Consider the following 17,951-nt stretch of genomic DNA (forward strand, 5'->3'; position numbering starts at 1 on the left):
AATTTTATCTAAAACCTTCTTTCTTAATTGTAAAGAAGGTTTTTTTATTTTGCAAATATGAAACTAGTAGTAATTTCGTTTTATAGTATATTTGTAACACTAAATTTATTGCAATGTTTAAAAAAGGTTTTTTTCTTTTAACGTTCATTTTTATATCAAATTGCTTTGCTCAAACCAATCAGCTTTGGCAAGGTTATTTTTCGTATAATCTTGTTAAAGACATCGCAGAATCGCCAACTACATTATATGCGGCTTCAGAAAATGCACTTTTTTTAAAAAATTTAAGTTCCAATTCTCTAAAAACAATCAACTCTATTGATGGGTTAAAAGCAGAAACAATTTCAGCAGTTTATCACAGTAGTACCATAAATAAAACTTTTATCGGAAACACTAACGGATTATTGTTGGTTGTAAATCAAGACGGAACGGTATTGTTTAAAAATGGTATTGTAGAAGAGGTTCCGGTTTCTCCATTTATAAAAAGAATTAATCATTTTTACGAATACAATAACAAAATTTACATTTCATGTGATTACGGAATTACTGTTTTCGATCTAACCAACTTAGAGTTTGGAGACACCTATTTTATTGGCGATAATGGAGCTTCAATTAAGATTCAGCAAATAACCGTATTTAATGATGAATTGTATGCCACAACACAATTTAACGGTATAAAAAAAGCAGCTGCTTCTAATCCTAATTTGGTTGATTTTAGTCAATGGCAAGTTTTTGACGGAGGTTTTTGGACAGGAGTTGTAACTTTTAACAATCAATTAGTTGGTGCCAATGCCGATGGTAGAATGTACCGATTTAATGGCAACGTAGCAGTAGAATTTGCAAATATCAATCAGTTTGCGCTAGATATTAGAGTATATCAAAGTAATTTGATTGTTAGTAATGCTACAAATGTGTATGTTTATAACGAAGCATTTCAACAACAAGCGCGTGTTCAAAGTTTTCAAATTACAGAAATTCCCGTAACTTTTTCATGTGCAACAGTAATTAACGGAATAGTATATATTGGTACGAATGAAAATGGTATAATATCAACACCGCTTGCAAACCCTACAAGTTTTGAGTTTATAATGCCAAATGGTCCAGTAAAAAACAATGTTTTTCGGGTAAAAAAATCCAATACAGCGCTTTGGGCATTGTATGGTAGGTACTCAAGATTGTATAATCCGTACGATCCAACTCCAGGTGAATTTCCAATTAGCAAATTTTCGTCTGATTTGGGTTGGACTAGTATTCCGTATTCCGATTTATTTGGAGCAAAATCACTTTCCAACATCGCTTTTAGCCCAAATAATCAAAATGATTTCTATGTAAGTTCCTATTTTTCTGGACTTTTAAAGATTGAAGATGAAGTGCCAACTCAAATTTTTAATAATACCAATACAGGTTCTAACGGTTTAGAAACTTTAGTTTTAACTCCTACTCCTGATCCAAATTATATTGATATACGAGTAAACGGACCAGTTTTTGACAAGGAAGGAAATCTTTGGATGACCAATAATTTTGTAGAAAAAGCATTAAAAGTATTGCGCGCCAATGGTCAGTGGCAATCCTATGATTTGTCCGATATTATTCCCGAAACATTAAATGAAAGTTATGCTATTCCAGTTATAGATAAAAATAGTACAAAATGGTTGCCAACGCAACGTAACGGATTGGTAGCTTTTAACGAAACTGTAAATAAATCTTTAGTCATTAAGAACGATACACAAGGTAATTTGCCTATTGCCGATGTTCGTTGTGTTGCAATTGATAATAGAAATCAAATGTGGATTGGAACTGGAAAAGGATTGCGAATCATATCTAGTGTCGATCAATTTTTATCCCAAGATGAAATAGAAACCAGATCGATTATTATTTTAGAAGATAATTTGGCACAAGAACTCTTTTTTGAGCAATTTATTCTAGATATTGCAGTCGATGGCGCAAACAGAAAATGGGTGTCAACAGCGGGTGGTGGCGTATTTTTGGTTTCTGCCAATGGTCAAGAAACCATTTTTAAATTCACCAAAGAAAATTCGCCATTACCAAGTAATGATGTGAATGATATCGAAATTGACGGAGTTTCAGGCGAAGTGTTTTTTGCAACCGATAAAGGGTTGGTTTCTTACAAAGGAACTTCGACAAAGCCAAGCAACGATTTGCAAAATGTATACGCCTATCCCAATCCAGTACGACCAGGATTTGATGGAACGGTAAAAATCGCGGGTTTAACATCAAAAGCAGTTATTAAAATTACGGATATTGAAGGTAACTTAGTATACGAAACCACATCTGAAGGTGGAACAATCGAATGGGATACCAAGGCATTTGGTAAATACAAAGTCGCATCGGGTGTTTATATGATTTTGGTTTCTGCGGAAGATGGCATTGATACTACAGTTAAGAAAGTGATGATCATCAGATAATATGTTTGATATAAATAATTACAATAAAGAGGAAAAAAAGGTTTTATCTGCAATAGGTTTATTGTTTGTTGTTTTTTTAATTTTTAGAATTATCTCACAAAACTATTATTTAGTAGATTCATTAGAATATCTTGAAATTGCCAAAAGTATAGCCTCATTATCATATTTCAATGATAATTTAGATTATACATTACTTACAAAAAGACCTTTTTTTTATCCTTTAATTTTAGCTTTTTTTTATCGTTTTCATATTATAATACTTATAATCTTTCAAACTGTCGTCTCGTTTTTTTCGATATTAATTTTGTTTGATATTTTAAAATTTTATAAGATAACTATAAAACCATATTTGATATTTTTTTTTCTATTTACACCTTCTATTTTTATATACTCACAATTAGTGATGTCTGAGTGGATATTGTTTTTTCTATTAATTTTATTGTTTTGGTTATTAATTAAAGGTTGGAATAGAAAATACTTTGTTTATGTACAAATAATTACTGTGCTTTTGGCATTTACTAAACCAGTTTTTTATCCATTTATATTTATAAATTTTGTTTATTTTTTCTTTTATTTTTTGAAGAGTAGAGTTTTTAGTTTTTGGCTATTTTTTCCCATACTATCTCTTTTCGCTTATTTAAATTATAATGAATATAGAACAGGATATAAACATTTTTCGTCAATAGAAAACATCAATTTAATTAATTATAATTTATACTATTTCAAATCTTTTACCACTTCAGAGAAACAGGCACGTCAATGGAAAGATTCTGTTTATGATGCTAAATTTCAAAAAATGGATTTTAGAGAACAAAATGAAAATTTAAAAAGTATAGGGTTTAAAGAAATAAAAGATAATTTTATTAGCTATTCATTTTATCACACTATTAATGCTTTAAGAGGAGTTTTGGATCCGGGCAGATTCGATTTAATGACTTTTTTTAAAAAAGAAGATGGTAAACAAGGGTTTTTAGAAATCTTAAATGGCACAAAATCATTTTCTTCATTATCAAAAAATCCTTATTTTTTGATTTACATTTTATTGATACCAATTTTCTTATTCGCAATTTTTAAATGGTTCTATTTTAGTAAAGGATTGCTTGCCTTGCAAGAAGATTTCTATGTGTACTACATTGTTTTACTTTTTTTCTACTACATTATTGTAACTGGGCCAATAAATTGTTCAAGATTTATGATGCCTGTTCAAGGAATAGCTTTTGTGATTGCAGTATTAGGATTTGAAAAACACTTGAATAATAGAAAATTATAAATAATGAACAACCTTGACAAATTCATTCTAATAAAATTAATAACGAATTCCAATCGTAATTTGTAATTCTAAATTCGTAATTAACAGTATGCTAGTCAAAACCAAAGCCATCGTAATTTCTTCATTAAGGTATCAAGAAAAAAGCTTGATTGTAAAATGTTTTACGCAAAGTGATGGTTTAAAAAGTTACTTTGTACAAAGTGCCTATTCTGGGAAAAAATCCAACCAAAAAATTGCTTATTTTCAACCTTTAACTATTCTTGAAATAGAAGCCAATCACAAAAATAAAGGCACATTAGAACATTTTAAAGAAATAAAATTAGCTACTGCTTACCAAACAATAAATTCGGATATTTTTAAAAGTACCATCGTTATTTTTTTGTCCGAAATGTTACATCATAGTATTCACGAAGAAGAAAAAAATGAAGATTTATTTACTTTTTTAGAAGCGGCGCTACTGTGGTTAGATACGCACGAAGAAACATCCAATTTCCATCTGATTTTACTATTAGAAATCACAAAATTCCTTGGATTTTATCCAGATAATTCCGAAGCAGATTTTAAACATTTTGAAATGATTGATGGCATTTTTTCGCCATTTCAAGGCACCAATTGTCTTAACGAGCACGAAACATTTCTTTTCAAAAAATTAATTAATCTAAAGTTTGATTCCAATCAAAAAGTCTTTGCAGGTATCGAACGTCAACTACTCCTAAAAATTCTCTTAGATTACTATTCCATTCACATTGACGGATTCAAAAAACCCAAATCACTTGACGTTTTAAAGGAAGTTTTTAGTTAGAAGTAACTAATTTTTAATAATTTTTCTGTTTTCAATTTTTCCGTCATCGAATAATAAATTCAAAAAATATATTCCTGAATTCACTTGAGTAAGTTTAGTTTTTAAATCATCTTTAACAGATGTTTCAATAATTTTTTTGCCTAAACTATCATAAACGTTAAATACAGTTACGTTTTCAGATGTTTCAATATTTAAAATAGTCGAGAATGGATTTGGATAAATTACACTTCTACTTTTAGAAAAACTTTCATTATTTAAATAAGCTACACCACAATTTGTAAAAGATGATTGCGTTACATTTGTCAAGTTATTCAATGTATTGGCCAGTTGAACTCCATTACAATTGCACGATATTAGCTTTTGCTGGTTAACTTCTGTAATGTTAAAGACATTAAAATCAATAAAAATCTGATTTAGCGCAGCGTTGTTCGTAGTAACAATGCCATTGGTAATATTTTGAAAACTTCCTACCGAATTATTTATAAGAGTATAATAAACTTGATTTGGGATGCCAGGTAAATAGTCTACTGCAATAACACCTTGATTATAATTTTCTAAATCTTGTGTAAAAGCGGGGTTTGTACTAGATGAAATACCATATAACTCTACTGCGTTGTAGTTTTGATTTTGAGTACTACATCCATAATATCCTACTTCTGGAACGGTTATAGAATAGGTGGTAAAAATAGTTTGTAATCCGACATCGTTAAATTGACGCGGACAAGATACAGGCAAGCCTACACAATTTGTATTTTGGTAATGAGAATATGTTGTGTTCGGCAAAATAACAATCATTTTTGGTTGTTGATTTTGACCAAATGATAATAATGAAGACAGTAAACTGAAGATAGAAATTATGAATGTTTTCATATTAAAACGTTTAGAATTCAAATTTAAGATAATATTTATAAAAATCGATTTTTATATGCAACAACATACCTTTTTCTGATTTTGAGAAACTTTAGGACTTTCGACATTAAGACTTTCGACTTTATGACTAAAATTTACTACTTTCGCAAACTGATTTAAGAATACGACAAAATGAGCACAAAATTTACTGAATACAAAGGACTTGACTTGCCAACAGTAGCGTCAGAAGTTCTTGATTTTTGGAAGAAAAACAACGTTTTTGAACAAAGTGTAACTTCGCGTGAAGGTGCAACTCCGTATGTGTTTTTTGAAGGTCCACCTTCAGCAAACGGATTACCTGGAATTCACCACGTGATGGCGCGTGCTATTAAAGATATTTTTTGTCGCTATAAAACGCAAAAAGGCTACCAAGTAAAACGTAAAGCGGGTTGGGATACACACGGTTTACCTGTTGAATTGGGAACTGAAAAAGAATTAGGAATCACCAAAGAAGACATCGGGAAAACCATTTCGGTAGAAGAATACAACGAAGCTTGTAAACGAACCGTTATGCGTTATACCGACGTATGGAACGATTTGACCGAAAAAATGGGTTATTGGGTTGATATGGAAGATCCATATGTGACTTACAAATCCAAATACATGGAAACCGTTTGGTGGTTGTTGAAACAAATTTACAACAAAGACTTATTATACAAAGGTTACACTATCCAACCGTATTCTCCAAAAGCTGGAACCGGATTGTCTTCACACGAAGTAAACCAACCTGGAAGTTATAGAGATGTAACCGACACAACAGTTGTGGCTCAATTTCAAGCAAAAGCAGAAACTTTACCAAGCTTTTTACAAGGTTTTGGCGAAGTTCACATTTTAGCTTGGACGACAACTCCTTGGACTTTACCATCAAACACTGCGTTGACCGTTGGTCCAAAAATCGATTATGTTTTGGTGGAAACGTTCAATCAATACACTTATCGTCCTGTTAAAGTAATTTTGGCCAAAAACCTTGTCGGAAAACAATTCGGAAAAGGATTTTTTGCCTCTGTTGAACCTTCTGATTTTGAAAATTTTAAAGAAGGCGATAAGAATATTCCATACCAAATCTTATCAGAATTTAAAGGTGCTGATTTAGTTGGAATCCGTTACGAACAATTGATGAAATTGGTTTTACCATATCAAAATTCGGAAGATGCTTTTAGAGTAATTTCGGGCGATTTCGTTACTACCGAAGATGGAACTGGAATCGTTCATACAGCGCCAACTTTTGGTGCAGATGATGCTAAAGTTGCCAAAGAAGCAACGCCTGAAGTTCCGCCAATGTTGGTTCTTGATGAAAACGGAAATCCTGTTCCTTTAGTTGATTTACAAGGTAAATTCATTCAAGGTTTAGGGAATTATTCTGGAAAATACGTTAAAAACGAATATTACAACGATGGCGAAGCTCCAGAACGCTCTGCCGACGTGGAAATTGCAATTCAATTAAAAGAAGAAAATAAAGCTTTCAAAGTCGAAAAATACGTTCACAGTTATCCACATTGTTGGAGAACTGACAAACCAATTTTATATTATCCATTAGATTCGTGGTTCATCAAAGTAACCGAAATCAAAGATAGAATGTTTGATTTGAACGAAACCATCAACTGGAAACCAAAAGCAACTGGTGAAGGTCGTTTCGGAAATTGGTTGAAAAATGCCAACGATTGGAACTTATCGCGTTCAAGATATTGGGGAATTCCATTGCCAATTTGGAGAACCGAAGACGGAACCGAAGAAATCCTAATTGGTTCGGTTGAAGAATTGTATGCTGAAATTGAAAAGTCAATCGCAGCTGGTTTTCAATCAGAAAATCCATTCAAAGGTTTTGTTGTTGGAAATATGAGCGAAGAAAACTACGATTTGGTTGATTTACACAAAAATGTAGTCGATAATATCGTTTTGGTTTCGCCATCAGGAAAATTAATGAAACGCGAAAGTGATTTGATTGACGTTTGGTTCGATTCAGGCGCAATGCCTTATGCGCAATGGCATTATCCATTTGAAAACAAAGAGTTGATTGACGAGAATAAAGCATTTCCAGCCGATTTTATTGCTGAAGGTGTCGATCAAACTCGTGGATGGTTTTTTACATTACACGCTATCGGAACATTAGTTTTTGATAAAATTGCTTATAAAAATGTAGTTTCAAACGGTTTGGTTTTGGATAAAAACGGACAAAAAATGTCGAAACGTTTAGGAAACGCCGTTGATCCATTCACCACTTTGGCCGAATATGGTCCAGATGCAACTCGTTGGTACATGATTTCGAATGCCAATCCTTGGGATAACTTGAAATTTGATATCGAAGGTGTTGCAGAAGTTCGTAGAAAATTCTTTGGAACATTGTATAATACTTATTCGTTCTTCAGTTTATATGCTAATATCGATGGTTTTAAATATGAAGAAGCCGAAATTCCATTAAACGAAAGACCTGAAATTGACCGTTGGATTTTATCAGAATTACATACTTTGATAAAAACGGTTGATGAAGCTTACGCTGATTACGAACCAACAAAAGCAGCAAGAGCCATTTCTGACTTTGTTCAGGAAAATTTAAGTAACTGGTACGTTCGTTTGTGCAGAAGAAGATTCTGGAAAGGCGAATACGGAACAGATAAAATTGCGGCTTATCAAACGCTTTATACTTGTTTGTTGACTGTTGCCAAATTGAGTGCGCCAATCGCTCCATTTTTCATGGATAAACTTTACAGAGATTTAACACAAGCAACACATTCAGAGGAATTTGAGTCAGTACATTTGGCGAAATTTCCAAATTCGGTTGAAAACTTTGTTGATAAATCGTTAGAGAGTAAAATGATGAAAGCACAGACGGTTTCGTCACTAGTTTTATCGCTTCGTAAAAAGGAAATGATAAAAGTGCGCCAACCGTTGCAAAAGGTTATGATTCCTATACTTGACGAAAATCAACGTGCTGAAATCGAGGCAGTTTCTGACCTGATAAAAGCCGAAGTAAACGTCAAAGAAATTGAACTTTTAGACGATGCATCGGGCGTTTTAGTGAAGCAAATTAAGCCAAATTTCAAGGCACTTGGACCACGTTTTGGAAAGGATATGGGATTGATTTCTAGTGATATACAAAAATTTTCGCAAGATCAAATTAACGAAATTGATAGCAAAGGCGAGCTAACACTTGTTATTTCAGGAAAAAGTATAACTTTAACTTCTGAAGATGTAGAAATAGCAACCCAAGATATTCCAGGTTGGTTGGTTGCTAATGCTAACGGAATTACTGTTGCTTTAGACATTACTATTTCTCCAGAATTAAAGCAAGAAGGTATTGCTAGAGAATTGGTAAATAGAATTCAAAATATTAGAAAAGATTCGGGATTTGAAGTTACCGATAAAATACGAGTACAATTGCAAAAAAGTGGCGAATTAGAACACGCAATAAACAATAACGAAGACTATATCAAGTCGGAAACGTTAACAGAAGAATTAAAATTTGTTGATAATTTAGAAAGTGGTATAGAAATTGAGTTTGATGAGATAAAAACAAAAATATTAATTTCAAAATAGTATAAAATGATTACAGATGAAATTGCAAGATACTCTGATGCTGATTTAGCCGAGTTTAAAGAAATAATTTTAGGAAAAATTGCTAAAGCTCAAGCCGATTTAGATTTAATCAAAAGTGCTTATATGAATGATTTGAATAATGGTACTGATGATACATCGCCAACATTCAAAGCTTTTGAAGAAGGCAGCGAAACCATGAGCAAAGAAGCGAATTCGCAATTAGCAATTCGTCAAGAGAAATTTATTCGTGACTTGAAAAATGCGCTTTTCCGTGTAGAAAATAAAACCTACGGTGTTTGTAAAGTAACCGGAAAGTTAATAGGAAAAGAAAGACTAAAAATCGTTCCTCATGCTACAATGAGCATTGAAGCTAAAAATTTACAACGATAATATATCGTTAAAATATAAAACCTCGCTAATTGGCGAGGTTTTTTTTGTTTAGACTATTTAAAAACTGATTTCACTAATAGGAATCAATGTAAAATTCGCACCATAATTGTATTGTATGATTTTGTTATTTCCCACAACAACTAAATGACTGTCCATCGGAATTACATCTTTTACATTTTCATTGTACGTATTTTCTAACGTTAAGTTAGCGCTGTTTGCGGCATTAAAAACCTTCAAACCATTTGTACCACAACATACATACAAAACACCATTGCGAATACCCAATCCATAAGGTTGATTTAGTAAAGTTGTTGAAAGCAAAGTTGGATTAGCAATATCAGTCACATCGATCACATTCACTTGATCTTCAATTGCACCACAACTAGAACCACCGCGAACGGTAATGTAAGCCGTATTTGCAAAAACTACAACTGGATCGCAAGCCGTTGCGTGAGAAAAACCTCCAACAAAATTTGGGTTGAATTCATCCGAAGCATCTACTGTATACATACCAGAAGTGGCACCAACAAATAATGTTTCTTTCTGAATGAATAAGGTTTCAAAAACACCTCCATTCATCCATGTATTAAGATAAACCGATTTGTCAAAAAACGTGTTTTCGGGATTCGTGATGTTAAATACATTTAATTGATACGAATCTACGGTGTAAAGCGCATTGTTATTGATTTGAAACTTAGCATAAGAACCGCCTGTTCCAACGTTGTTTGCAGCCGAACTTTCAAATCCAGCCAAGGCATCGTTTGCAAAAACAACCTCTGAATCATTAGGTTTATTTTTTAATTGTAGTTGGAATCCGGTAATGATTTCTCCTTCAGCTGGATAAACTGTGTAATCATAAAATGCAGCTTCCGTTGGATAGGTTGGACTAAATGAAATAGAATTTTCTACCGTTTGTACTAACGTGATATTGTTGATGTTAGAAATATCAAATACTAATAAATCTACAAAATTATCGGCATACAGATAATTGCCTTTTACCGCAACATCATGAACGCCTTCCAAATTAATGAAGGCTGTATTTACAGGCGCTGCAGGATTTTGATTGTTATAAATATGAACGCCTTCTTCCTGAGCAATGTAGAAAAGATAATTTTCTGAAACGTATATTTTACCGTCCGAACTAGTTGTTTTAGCTCCTGTAACCGAAACATTCGATCTAATTTTTGTTAACGATTTTATGGTTGGAACTGCAAATTGTACTTTCTCAGAATTAGAGTCGTCATTTTCGCAGGAAGCAAAAATAGCGATTGCAAAAACAGCAATTAAATACTTTAACGTTTTCATAGTTAATGATTTATAAATTGTATCAAATGTAATAAATTATTTTTTACACTTTAACAATTGTTCATGTGAATTCAAAAAATAGTGTTAAAACTGTACAACTATTTAATTATCAAGTATAAAATGTTGTTCGTTATTGCCAAATTATCTTTTTTTATATTATTTAATTGCTATTTTTGCACATCAAAAAAATAAAATAATGAAATTAAGTAGTTCCATATTATTAATTATTTCAATTCTAATTGTAGACCAATTTTCAAAAGTCTTTGTCAAAACTAATTTTTACTATGGTGAAGAAGTTGAAATTTTAAGTTGGTTTAAAATTAATTTTATAGAAAACGAAGGAATGGCTTGGGGAACTGTAATTCCGGGTCAATATGGAAAACTGTTTTTAACTATTTTTAGAATTTTTGCTGTTTGCGGAATTGGTTATTGGATGTGGGATACATCAACCAAAAGAAGATCTAATTTTTTAAGTGTGGCAATAGCACTTATTTTTGCAGGTGCTTTAGGAAATATTATTGATTCTGTTTTTTACGGCGTAATGTTTGACAACAGTACCAGTACTCATTTAGCTACTATTTTTCCAGAAAACCATTATGGAACTTGGTTTTATGGTCGTGTGGTAGATATGTTTTATTTTCCAATTTACGAAGGTACTTTGCCTTCTTGGATTCCAATTTGGGGTGGCGAAAATTTTAGATTTTTCAACGCTATTTTCAATGTTGCCGATTTGGCTATTTCAGTTGGTGTAGGAATCTTAATTGTATTTAATAAACGCGCTTTTGCACCTGTGAAACTTCATCCTAACGTAACGTTTCTATCTCCAGAAGAAGAGCATAAAAACAATTAAAATTGGTAATTTTTTAATGGTGTTATACAATAATCTAAGGTAACATCGCCTGCAAAAGAATCGGTAATTACATCTTCGGCTTCATAAAACGACAAACCTATTTTAATTGTTTCGGGGTTACATTTGGATAAAAATTTATCGTAAAAACCTTTACCATAACCTACTCGATTTCCTTTTTTGTCAAAAGCTAAAAGCGGAATAAATACGACCTCAATTTTGTTTTCAGGTACTTCAATTCCATCAATTGGTTCTGGAATATTGTAGTTGTTTTTTATAAATTTAGTGTTGTCTGTTAACAAATAATGCGACATTTCTAAAGTTTCAAAATTACTTTTAGAAACCACAATTTCTTTATCTTTTCCTTGCAGAATATGCAGAATAAATTCGGTGTTAACCTCTTTTTGTTCTTCTATGTTTAGAAATAGATGGTAATATGTTTTATCCCAAATAGTCAATTGAAGTAATGCATTGGCAATGGCCAAACTTTTTTCTTCAATTTCTTCAGTTGATAGTTGATGTCGAAGTTGTTTGTATCTAGTTCGTAACTCTTTTTTTTCCATTTAGTAAAAGTAAAAAACGCATTTGCTTTATGAAAGAATTAAAGTTAAATTTGTTTGAAGAAAGAAGAACAATCTATTTTCTATACTTTTTATTCTATTTCTTAAAAATGACCCATCCATCGCTCGAACTTCAAATACAAACCTTACCAGATAATCCTGGTGTGTATCAGTATTATGATAAAGACGGAAAAATTTTATATGTAGGAAAAGCAAAAAATCTCAAAAAACGTGTTGCTTCCTATTTTAATAAAATTCATGATACCCGAAAAACCAATGTGTTGGTTAAAAAAATTGTTACCATAAAGCACATTGTGGTTTCGAGTGAGCAAGATGCTTTACTGTTAGAAAATAATTTAATTAAAAAACTACAGCCGCGTTTCAATGTCTTGCTTAGAGACGATAAAACGTATCCGTGGATTTGTATTAAAAAAGAACCTTTTTCAAGAATATTTCCAACTCGAAGAATGATAAAAGACGGTTCAGAATACTTCGGACCATACACTAGTTTTAAAACAGTCAATACCATTTTAGAATTGATTAAAGAGCTATATCCTTTACGAACTTGCAATTACGATTTAACCGAAAAGAATATAGATTCAGGTAAATTTAAAGTCTGTTTAGAATTCCATATAGGAAATTGCAAAGGAGGTTGCGAAGGTTATGAAACATTAGAAAATTACCAACGCCAAGTTGATGCAATTCGCGAAATTTTAAAAGGAAATTTTAAAGAAAGTCTTAAAGATTTTAAAATAAAAATGCAGCATTTTGCTCAAGAAATGCAATTTGAAGAAGCCCAAAAAATCAAAGAAAAGATTGAGGTTTTGATGAATTATCAGTCGCGTTCTACAATTTTAAATCCAAAAATTTCTAATATTGATGTGTTTTCAATCATTTCAGACGAAGCAGTTGCCTATGTCAATTTTTTACAAATAGCGCATGGTGCTATAATTCGTTCGTACACCTTAGAGTTAAAAAAGAAATTAGAAGAAACCGACGAAGAACTTCTAGAATTAGCAGTTATTGAACTTCGAGAGCGTTTTAACCTGCTTACCAGAGAAATAATTTTGCCGTTTCCGCTAGACTTTGGCGACAAAATAAAAGTTACAGTGCCACAATTAGGCGATAAAAAACAAATATTAGAACTCTCAGAACGTAACGCCAAATACTATAGATTGGATCAATTAAAACAAATTCAAATTATCGATCCAGAGCGTCATACCAATAGAATTATGGCGCAAATGCAAAAAGATTTACGATTGTCGGTAGAGCCAAGACACATAGAATGTTTTGATAACTCTAACATTCAAGGAACCAATCCTGTTGCAGCCTGCGTAGTTTTTAAAGACGGAAAACCATCCAAAAAAGACTACCGCCATTTCAATATTAAAACAGTTGAAGGTCCAAACGATTTTGCCTCGATGGAAGAAGTTGTTTACCGACGTTACAAGCGGATGTTGGACGAAAATCAACCCTTACCGCAATTAATAATTATAGATGGTGGAAAAGGCCAACTGTCATCAGCCTTAAAAAGTATAGACGATTTAGGACTTCGCGGTAAAATAGCTATCGTTGGTATTGCAAAACGTTTGGAAGAATTGTTTTACCCAGGTGATTCGGCTCCGCTATATCTCGATAAAAAATCAGAAACACTCAAAGTAATTCAGTTTTTACGTAACGAAGCACACCGATTCGGAATCACATTTCACCGTGACAAACGTAGCAAAGCAGCGCTAAACTCATCGGTAGAAGAAATTCCTGGAATTGGCGAAAAAACCATGCTAACGTTAATTAAACATTTCAAAAGTGTTAAAAGATTAAAATTAGCCACCGAAAAGGAAATTTCTGAGGTCATAGGTGGATCAAAAGCCAAAAAAATTACCGACTTTTACCATAAAAAAGATAATTAATAGTTGTAGCAAATGTTAAAGGCATACTTTCAATCCTTATTCCCGCTATCCACTGCAATCGTTTTCTCTACTTGCCATAATCTGGCAACTAAAGAAAAACGATTTTCGTTGCTATCGGGGCTATTTTATAATGGTCTTTTGCCAAAATCAGTATTCCAAATAAAAAATACCGTCTACAAAGCGCAATTTGCCAATTTTATCATCGTAATTGCTACACTACTTTTGTTAATTCCTCAAAACAGTGTTGCTCAAGATACAATTGCAAGAAAAAAAATAGGATTGGTTTTAACAGGTGGTGGCGCTAAAGGTTTTGCCCACATCGGAGTTTTAAAAGTATTAGAATCCGCAGGAATAAAAATAGATTACATTGGCGGAACAAGTATGGGTGCTGTTGTTGGAGGTTTGTATGCTTCTGGCTATAATGCAAGTCAACTCGACTCCATCTTTAGTACTACCAACTTTGATGAACTACTTCAAGATTATATTCCAAGAACATCTAAGAGCTTTTACGAAAAACGAAATGACGAAATGTACGCCATTTCACTACCATTCAATAAGTTTAGCATTGGTGTTCCCATCGCATTATCTAAAGGATTATACAACTATAGTTTGCTCACACGACTAACACATAAAGTTCGTCATGTGAGAGATTTTGATGCTTTGCCAATACCTTTTTTATGCATCGCTACAAATATTGAAACTGGCGAACAAGAACTTCTTAATAAAGGATATTTGCCACAAGCACTATTGGCAAGTTCATCATTTCCAACACTTTTTTCACCTGTTGAAATAAATGGAAAAATGCTCATAGATGGAGGTGTTGTAAACAATTATCCTATTGACGAAGTTAAAAAACTTGGAGCAGACATTATTATAGGTGTAGACGTTCAAGACGGACTAAAAGACAGAAATGCACTTAAAGAAGCAACTCGAATTTTAGTTCAAATATCCAATCTTTCCATGATAGAAGGGATGAAAGATAAAGTAAAAAGAACGGACATCTACATAAAACCAGAAGTCGAAAAGTATACTGTAATTTCTTTTGATAAAGGAAAAGAAATCATTAAAAAAGGAGAAGAAGCAGCGTTTCAAGTTTTTGAAGAGTTGAAGGAAGTTGCTCAAAAAAATACACCTTACAACAGACCCGATATAAAATGTATAAAAGACAGTATTTATATTAATTCAATTTCAATAAATAGTTTAAAAAATTATACAAGAGCCTATATTATTGGACAACTTGGGTTTAAAGAAAAAACTAAAATAAGTTACGACGATTTAAAGAATGGCGTAAACAAGCTTGACGCATCGGGCAATTTTAACAGTATTTCTTATCAAATAAATGATAATAGTCTTGGAGAAGAACTTGCGGTAACCCTTACTGAAAGTAGCAATAAAACATTTTTAAAATTCGGATTACACTACGATGGATTGTATAAAAGTGCTGTGTTGGTAAACTTGACTCATAAAAAATCACTGTTCAAGAATGACGTGCTTTCGGTTGATTTAGCACTTGGCGATAATTTTAGATATTATTTAGATTATTATATCGATAACGGTTTTTATTTCAGCTTCGGTTTTAAATCTAGATACAACCAATTCAACAGAAATATTTCGACTACGTTTGGAAATGGCATTTTTGATCAGCCAGGATTTAGTACTATAAACGTTGATTATTCAGATTTTACCAATCAAGCTTATTTGCAAACCGTATTTGCTCAAAAGTTTCTAATCGGAGCAGGATTGGAATTCAAGCATTTAAAAGTAGAATCTAAAACACTAGAAAATACGCAAGCAATTTTTGAAAATAGCGATTACACAAGTGCGTTTGGATATATAAAATACGATTCATTTGATAATAAATATTTTCCTAATAAAGGTTGGTATTTCAATGGTGATATACAATCCTACTTGTTTTCTAGTAATTTTACTAATCAATTCAACCGATTTTCAATTGTTAAAGGTGATGCAGGTTTTGCTAAAACGTTTTTAAAAAAGGCAACCTTTAAATTACAATCAGAAGCAGGTTTTGCAGTAGGTGAGCAAAGTGTTTCAACACTAGATTTTGTTTTAGGCGGCTATGGTTTCAATACCATCAATAATTTCCGACATTTTTATGGGTATGATTTTATTTCAATTTCTGGGAATAGTTATATTAAAAGTGCTGCAACTATAGATTACGAATTTTATAAAAAAAACCACATCAACTTTTCAGCCAATTATGCTAATGTTGGCAACAAACTTTTTTCAACAGGAAATTGGTTTTCAACTCCAGAATTTTCAGGATATGCAGTAGGTTATGGTCTCGAAACTGTAATTGGACCAATTGAAATGAAATATTCGTGGTCGCCAGAACTACCAAAGGGTTATTTGTGGTTTGGTGTAGGATTTTGGTTTTAAATTCGTATATATTTATTTTTTTTGTGAAATATTAAACAAAAAAAGTATATTTGGACAGATTAATAAAAAAGATACATTATGTCTATTTGGAGAGTTAAACCTGTTTCTGCGTTTGAAGCAGACATGAAAAAAAGTGAATTAAAAAAAGTATTAGGAAAATGGAGCCTTACTGCAATTGGAGTAGGAGCGATTATTGGAGGCGGTATTTTTGTGTTAACTGGAACTGGCGCTTACTATCATGCTGGTCCAGCATTAGCGTTATCTTTTATTGTTGCAGGTGTTGCATGCGTTTTTGCAGCATTATGTTATTCTGAATTTGCATCAATATTACCGGTTGAAGGTTCGGCTTATGCTTATGCTTATGGTACTATTGGAGAAATATTTGCTTGGATAATTGGTTGGGGCTTGATTTTAGAATACGCCATGGGATCAATGACGGTCGCCGTTTCATGGTCGGGGTATTTTAATAAACTCCTTAAAATGTTTGGTATAAAACTGCCAGAGTATTTAACAACTGATCCTGCAAGCTACACCGGAGAAGGTTTTTCGATGAATTTACCAGCCTTCTTAATTGTAATTTTTGTAATTTCAATTTTGATGAAAGGTACGCAGAGTGCTGCAAAAGCAAACAATATGATTGTACTTTTAAAGGTATCCGCAATTATTTTTGTTATTATTGCTGGGTTATTTTTTATTGACACTCAAAATTGGTCTCCATTTATTCCAGAGGCAACTCAAATTGTGGAGAAAGAAACAACCCATAATGCCTACGGTTTTACTGGTATTATTTCTGGAGCTGCAGCGATATTTTTTGCTTATGTAGGTTTTGATGCGGTATCAACACAAGCTGGTGAAGCTAAAAACCCTAAAAAAGATGTGCCATTTGCAATTATTGCATCTTTATTAATATGTACTGTTTTATACATTTTAGTATCGTTAGTGCTAACAGGTATGATGAATTATACCGATTTTAATCCGCTAGGTAAATATCCTGATGCTATTAAAGCGCCAGTTGCTTATGCTTTTGACATTGCTGGTCAAGCTTGGGCAGGATATATTATTACAATCGCAGCTACTGTTGGATTGATATCAGTGCTAATGGTAATGATTATGGGACAATCAAGAATATTTTTAGGAATGTCGAAAGACGGATTAATTCCACAAGTTTTCTCTAAAATTAATCCGCTTTCTGGAACGCCAAAAACAAATTTAATGATTTTAGGAGGTGTTATTGCTGTAGTTGCAGCTTTTACTCCAATCAATAAATTGGCAGACATGACCAGTTTCGGAACATTGTTTGCGTTTACTATGGTTTGTATAGCGGTATGGATTTTACGTGTAAAGCAACCCAACATTGTTAGAACATTTAAAGTTCCTGCATTGCCAGTTATTGCAATTTCAGGAATATGTATTAATACTTACCTAATGATAAATCTTAGTAAAGACGCTCAATTACTTTCCTTAGGCTGGCTAGCAATAGGTATTGTAGTTTATTTCCTTTACGGAATGCGAAATGCTAAACTAGGCAAAGAAAATCAAGAATAAATTTAAGCCACTTTTTAGTGGCTTTTTTTTATTTTTTACGATATTTGTATATGATTATT

Annotated in this window: 12 protein-coding genes; 9 read left to right on the forward strand and 3 right to left on the reverse strand. The window is 32.4% G+C overall.

All coding sequences use genetic code 11. The annotated features are described in order from the left end of the window. Positions 1–113 precede the first annotated feature (113 nt). From porZ to recO, 3 genes are all read left to right on the forward strand, one after another. Positions 114–2,423: a type IX secretion system anionic LPS delivery protein PorZ gene (gene porZ, locus ACZ098_RS08205; RefSeq protein ID WP_487311273.1), complete on the forward strand. Its 2,310-nt coding sequence runs from the start codon at positions 114–116 to the stop codon at positions 2,421–2,423. A 796-nt stretch (positions 2,424–3,219) separates the two neighbouring features. Further along, positions 3,220–3,693 (forward strand): hypothetical protein, encoded by a 474-nt coding sequence (locus tag ACZ098_RS08210; protein WP_487311274.1) that lies wholly within the window; start codon positions 3,220–3,222, stop codon positions 3,691–3,693. Positions 3,694–3,781: 88 nt separating this feature from the next. Beyond that, positions 3,782–4,495, forward strand: a complete 714-nt coding sequence (gene recO, locus ACZ098_RS08215; protein ID WP_487311275.1) for a DNA repair protein RecO — start codon at positions 3,782–3,784, stop codon at positions 4,493–4,495. Between the two features lie 6 nt (positions 4,496–4,501). Here the strand turns inward: recO and ACZ098_RS08220 are convergent, their stop codons facing one another. After that, complete coding sequence (locus ACZ098_RS08220) at positions 4,502–5,365, reverse strand: T9SS type A sorting domain-containing protein (protein ID WP_487311276.1); 864 nt, start codon at positions 5,363–5,365, stop codon at positions 4,502–4,504. Between the two features lie 171 nt (positions 5,366–5,536). Here ACZ098_RS08220 and ileS point away from each other — a divergent pair, with 171 nt between their 5' ends. Together ileS and ACZ098_RS08230 are read left to right on the forward strand one after the other, a co-directional pair. Beyond that, the gene (ileS, locus tag ACZ098_RS08225) at positions 5,537–8,938 is read left to right on the forward strand and encodes an isoleucine--tRNA ligase (RefSeq protein WP_487311277.1); all 3,402 of its coding nucleotides are present in this window, start codon (positions 5,537–5,539) and stop codon (positions 8,936–8,938) included. A 6-nt stretch (positions 8,939–8,944) separates the two neighbouring features. Beyond that, on the forward strand, positions 8,945–9,328 hold the full coding sequence (locus tag ACZ098_RS08230; protein ID WP_487311278.1) for a TraR/DksA family transcriptional regulator: 384 nt from the start codon (positions 8,945–8,947) through the stop codon (positions 9,326–9,328). 57 nt (positions 9,329–9,385) lie between these two features. On the opposite strand, the gene ACZ098_RS08235 is transcribed toward ACZ098_RS08230, so the two are convergent. After that, entirely contained in the window at positions 9,386–10,633 is a 1,248-nt protein-coding gene (locus ACZ098_RS08235; RefSeq protein WP_487311279.1) for an LVIVD repeat-containing protein, read from the reverse strand. A gap of 196 nt (positions 10,634–10,829) precedes the next feature. Between ACZ098_RS08235 and ACZ098_RS08240 the strand changes: the two genes are divergently transcribed. Beyond that, the gene (locus tag ACZ098_RS08240; protein ID WP_487311280.1) at positions 10,830–11,483 is read left to right on the forward strand and encodes a lipoprotein signal peptidase; all 654 of its coding nucleotides are present in this window, start codon (positions 10,830–10,832) and stop codon (positions 11,481–11,483) included. Here the strand turns inward: ACZ098_RS08240 and ACZ098_RS08245 are convergent. Further along, positions 11,480–12,043, reverse strand: a complete 564-nt coding sequence (locus ACZ098_RS08245; protein ID WP_487311281.1) for a 5-formyltetrahydrofolate cyclo-ligase — start codon at positions 12,041–12,043, stop codon at positions 11,480–11,482. The genes ACZ098_RS08240 and ACZ098_RS08245 overlap by 4 nt on opposite strands. Positions 12,044–12,150: 107 nt before the next feature. On the opposite strand from ACZ098_RS08245, the gene uvrC reads away from it, so the two are divergent. The 3 genes from uvrC to ACZ098_RS08260 all read left to right on the forward strand — a co-directional run bounded on the left by uvrC (position 12,151) and on the right by ACZ098_RS08260 (position 17,892). Further along, complete coding sequence (gene uvrC / locus ACZ098_RS08250) at positions 12,151–13,950, forward strand: excinuclease ABC subunit UvrC (protein WP_487311526.1); 1,800 nt, start codon at positions 12,151–12,153, stop codon at positions 13,948–13,950. A gap of 12 nt (positions 13,951–13,962) precedes the next feature. Beyond that, positions 13,963–16,347, forward strand: coding sequence for a patatin-like phospholipase family protein (locus ACZ098_RS08255; protein ID WP_487311282.1), 2,385 nt, complete (start codon positions 13,963–13,965; stop codon positions 16,345–16,347). 78 nt (positions 16,348–16,425) lie between these two features. Then, positions 16,426–17,892 carry an APC family permease gene (locus tag ACZ098_RS08260; protein ID WP_487311283.1) on the forward strand — a complete coding sequence of 489 codons (1,467 nt, stop codon included), beginning with the start codon at positions 16,426–16,428 and terminating at the stop codon, positions 17,890–17,892. The last annotated feature ends 59 nt before the right edge of the window (positions 17,893–17,951 follow it).

Source organism: Flavobacterium sp. SP2 (assembly GCF_057626655.1).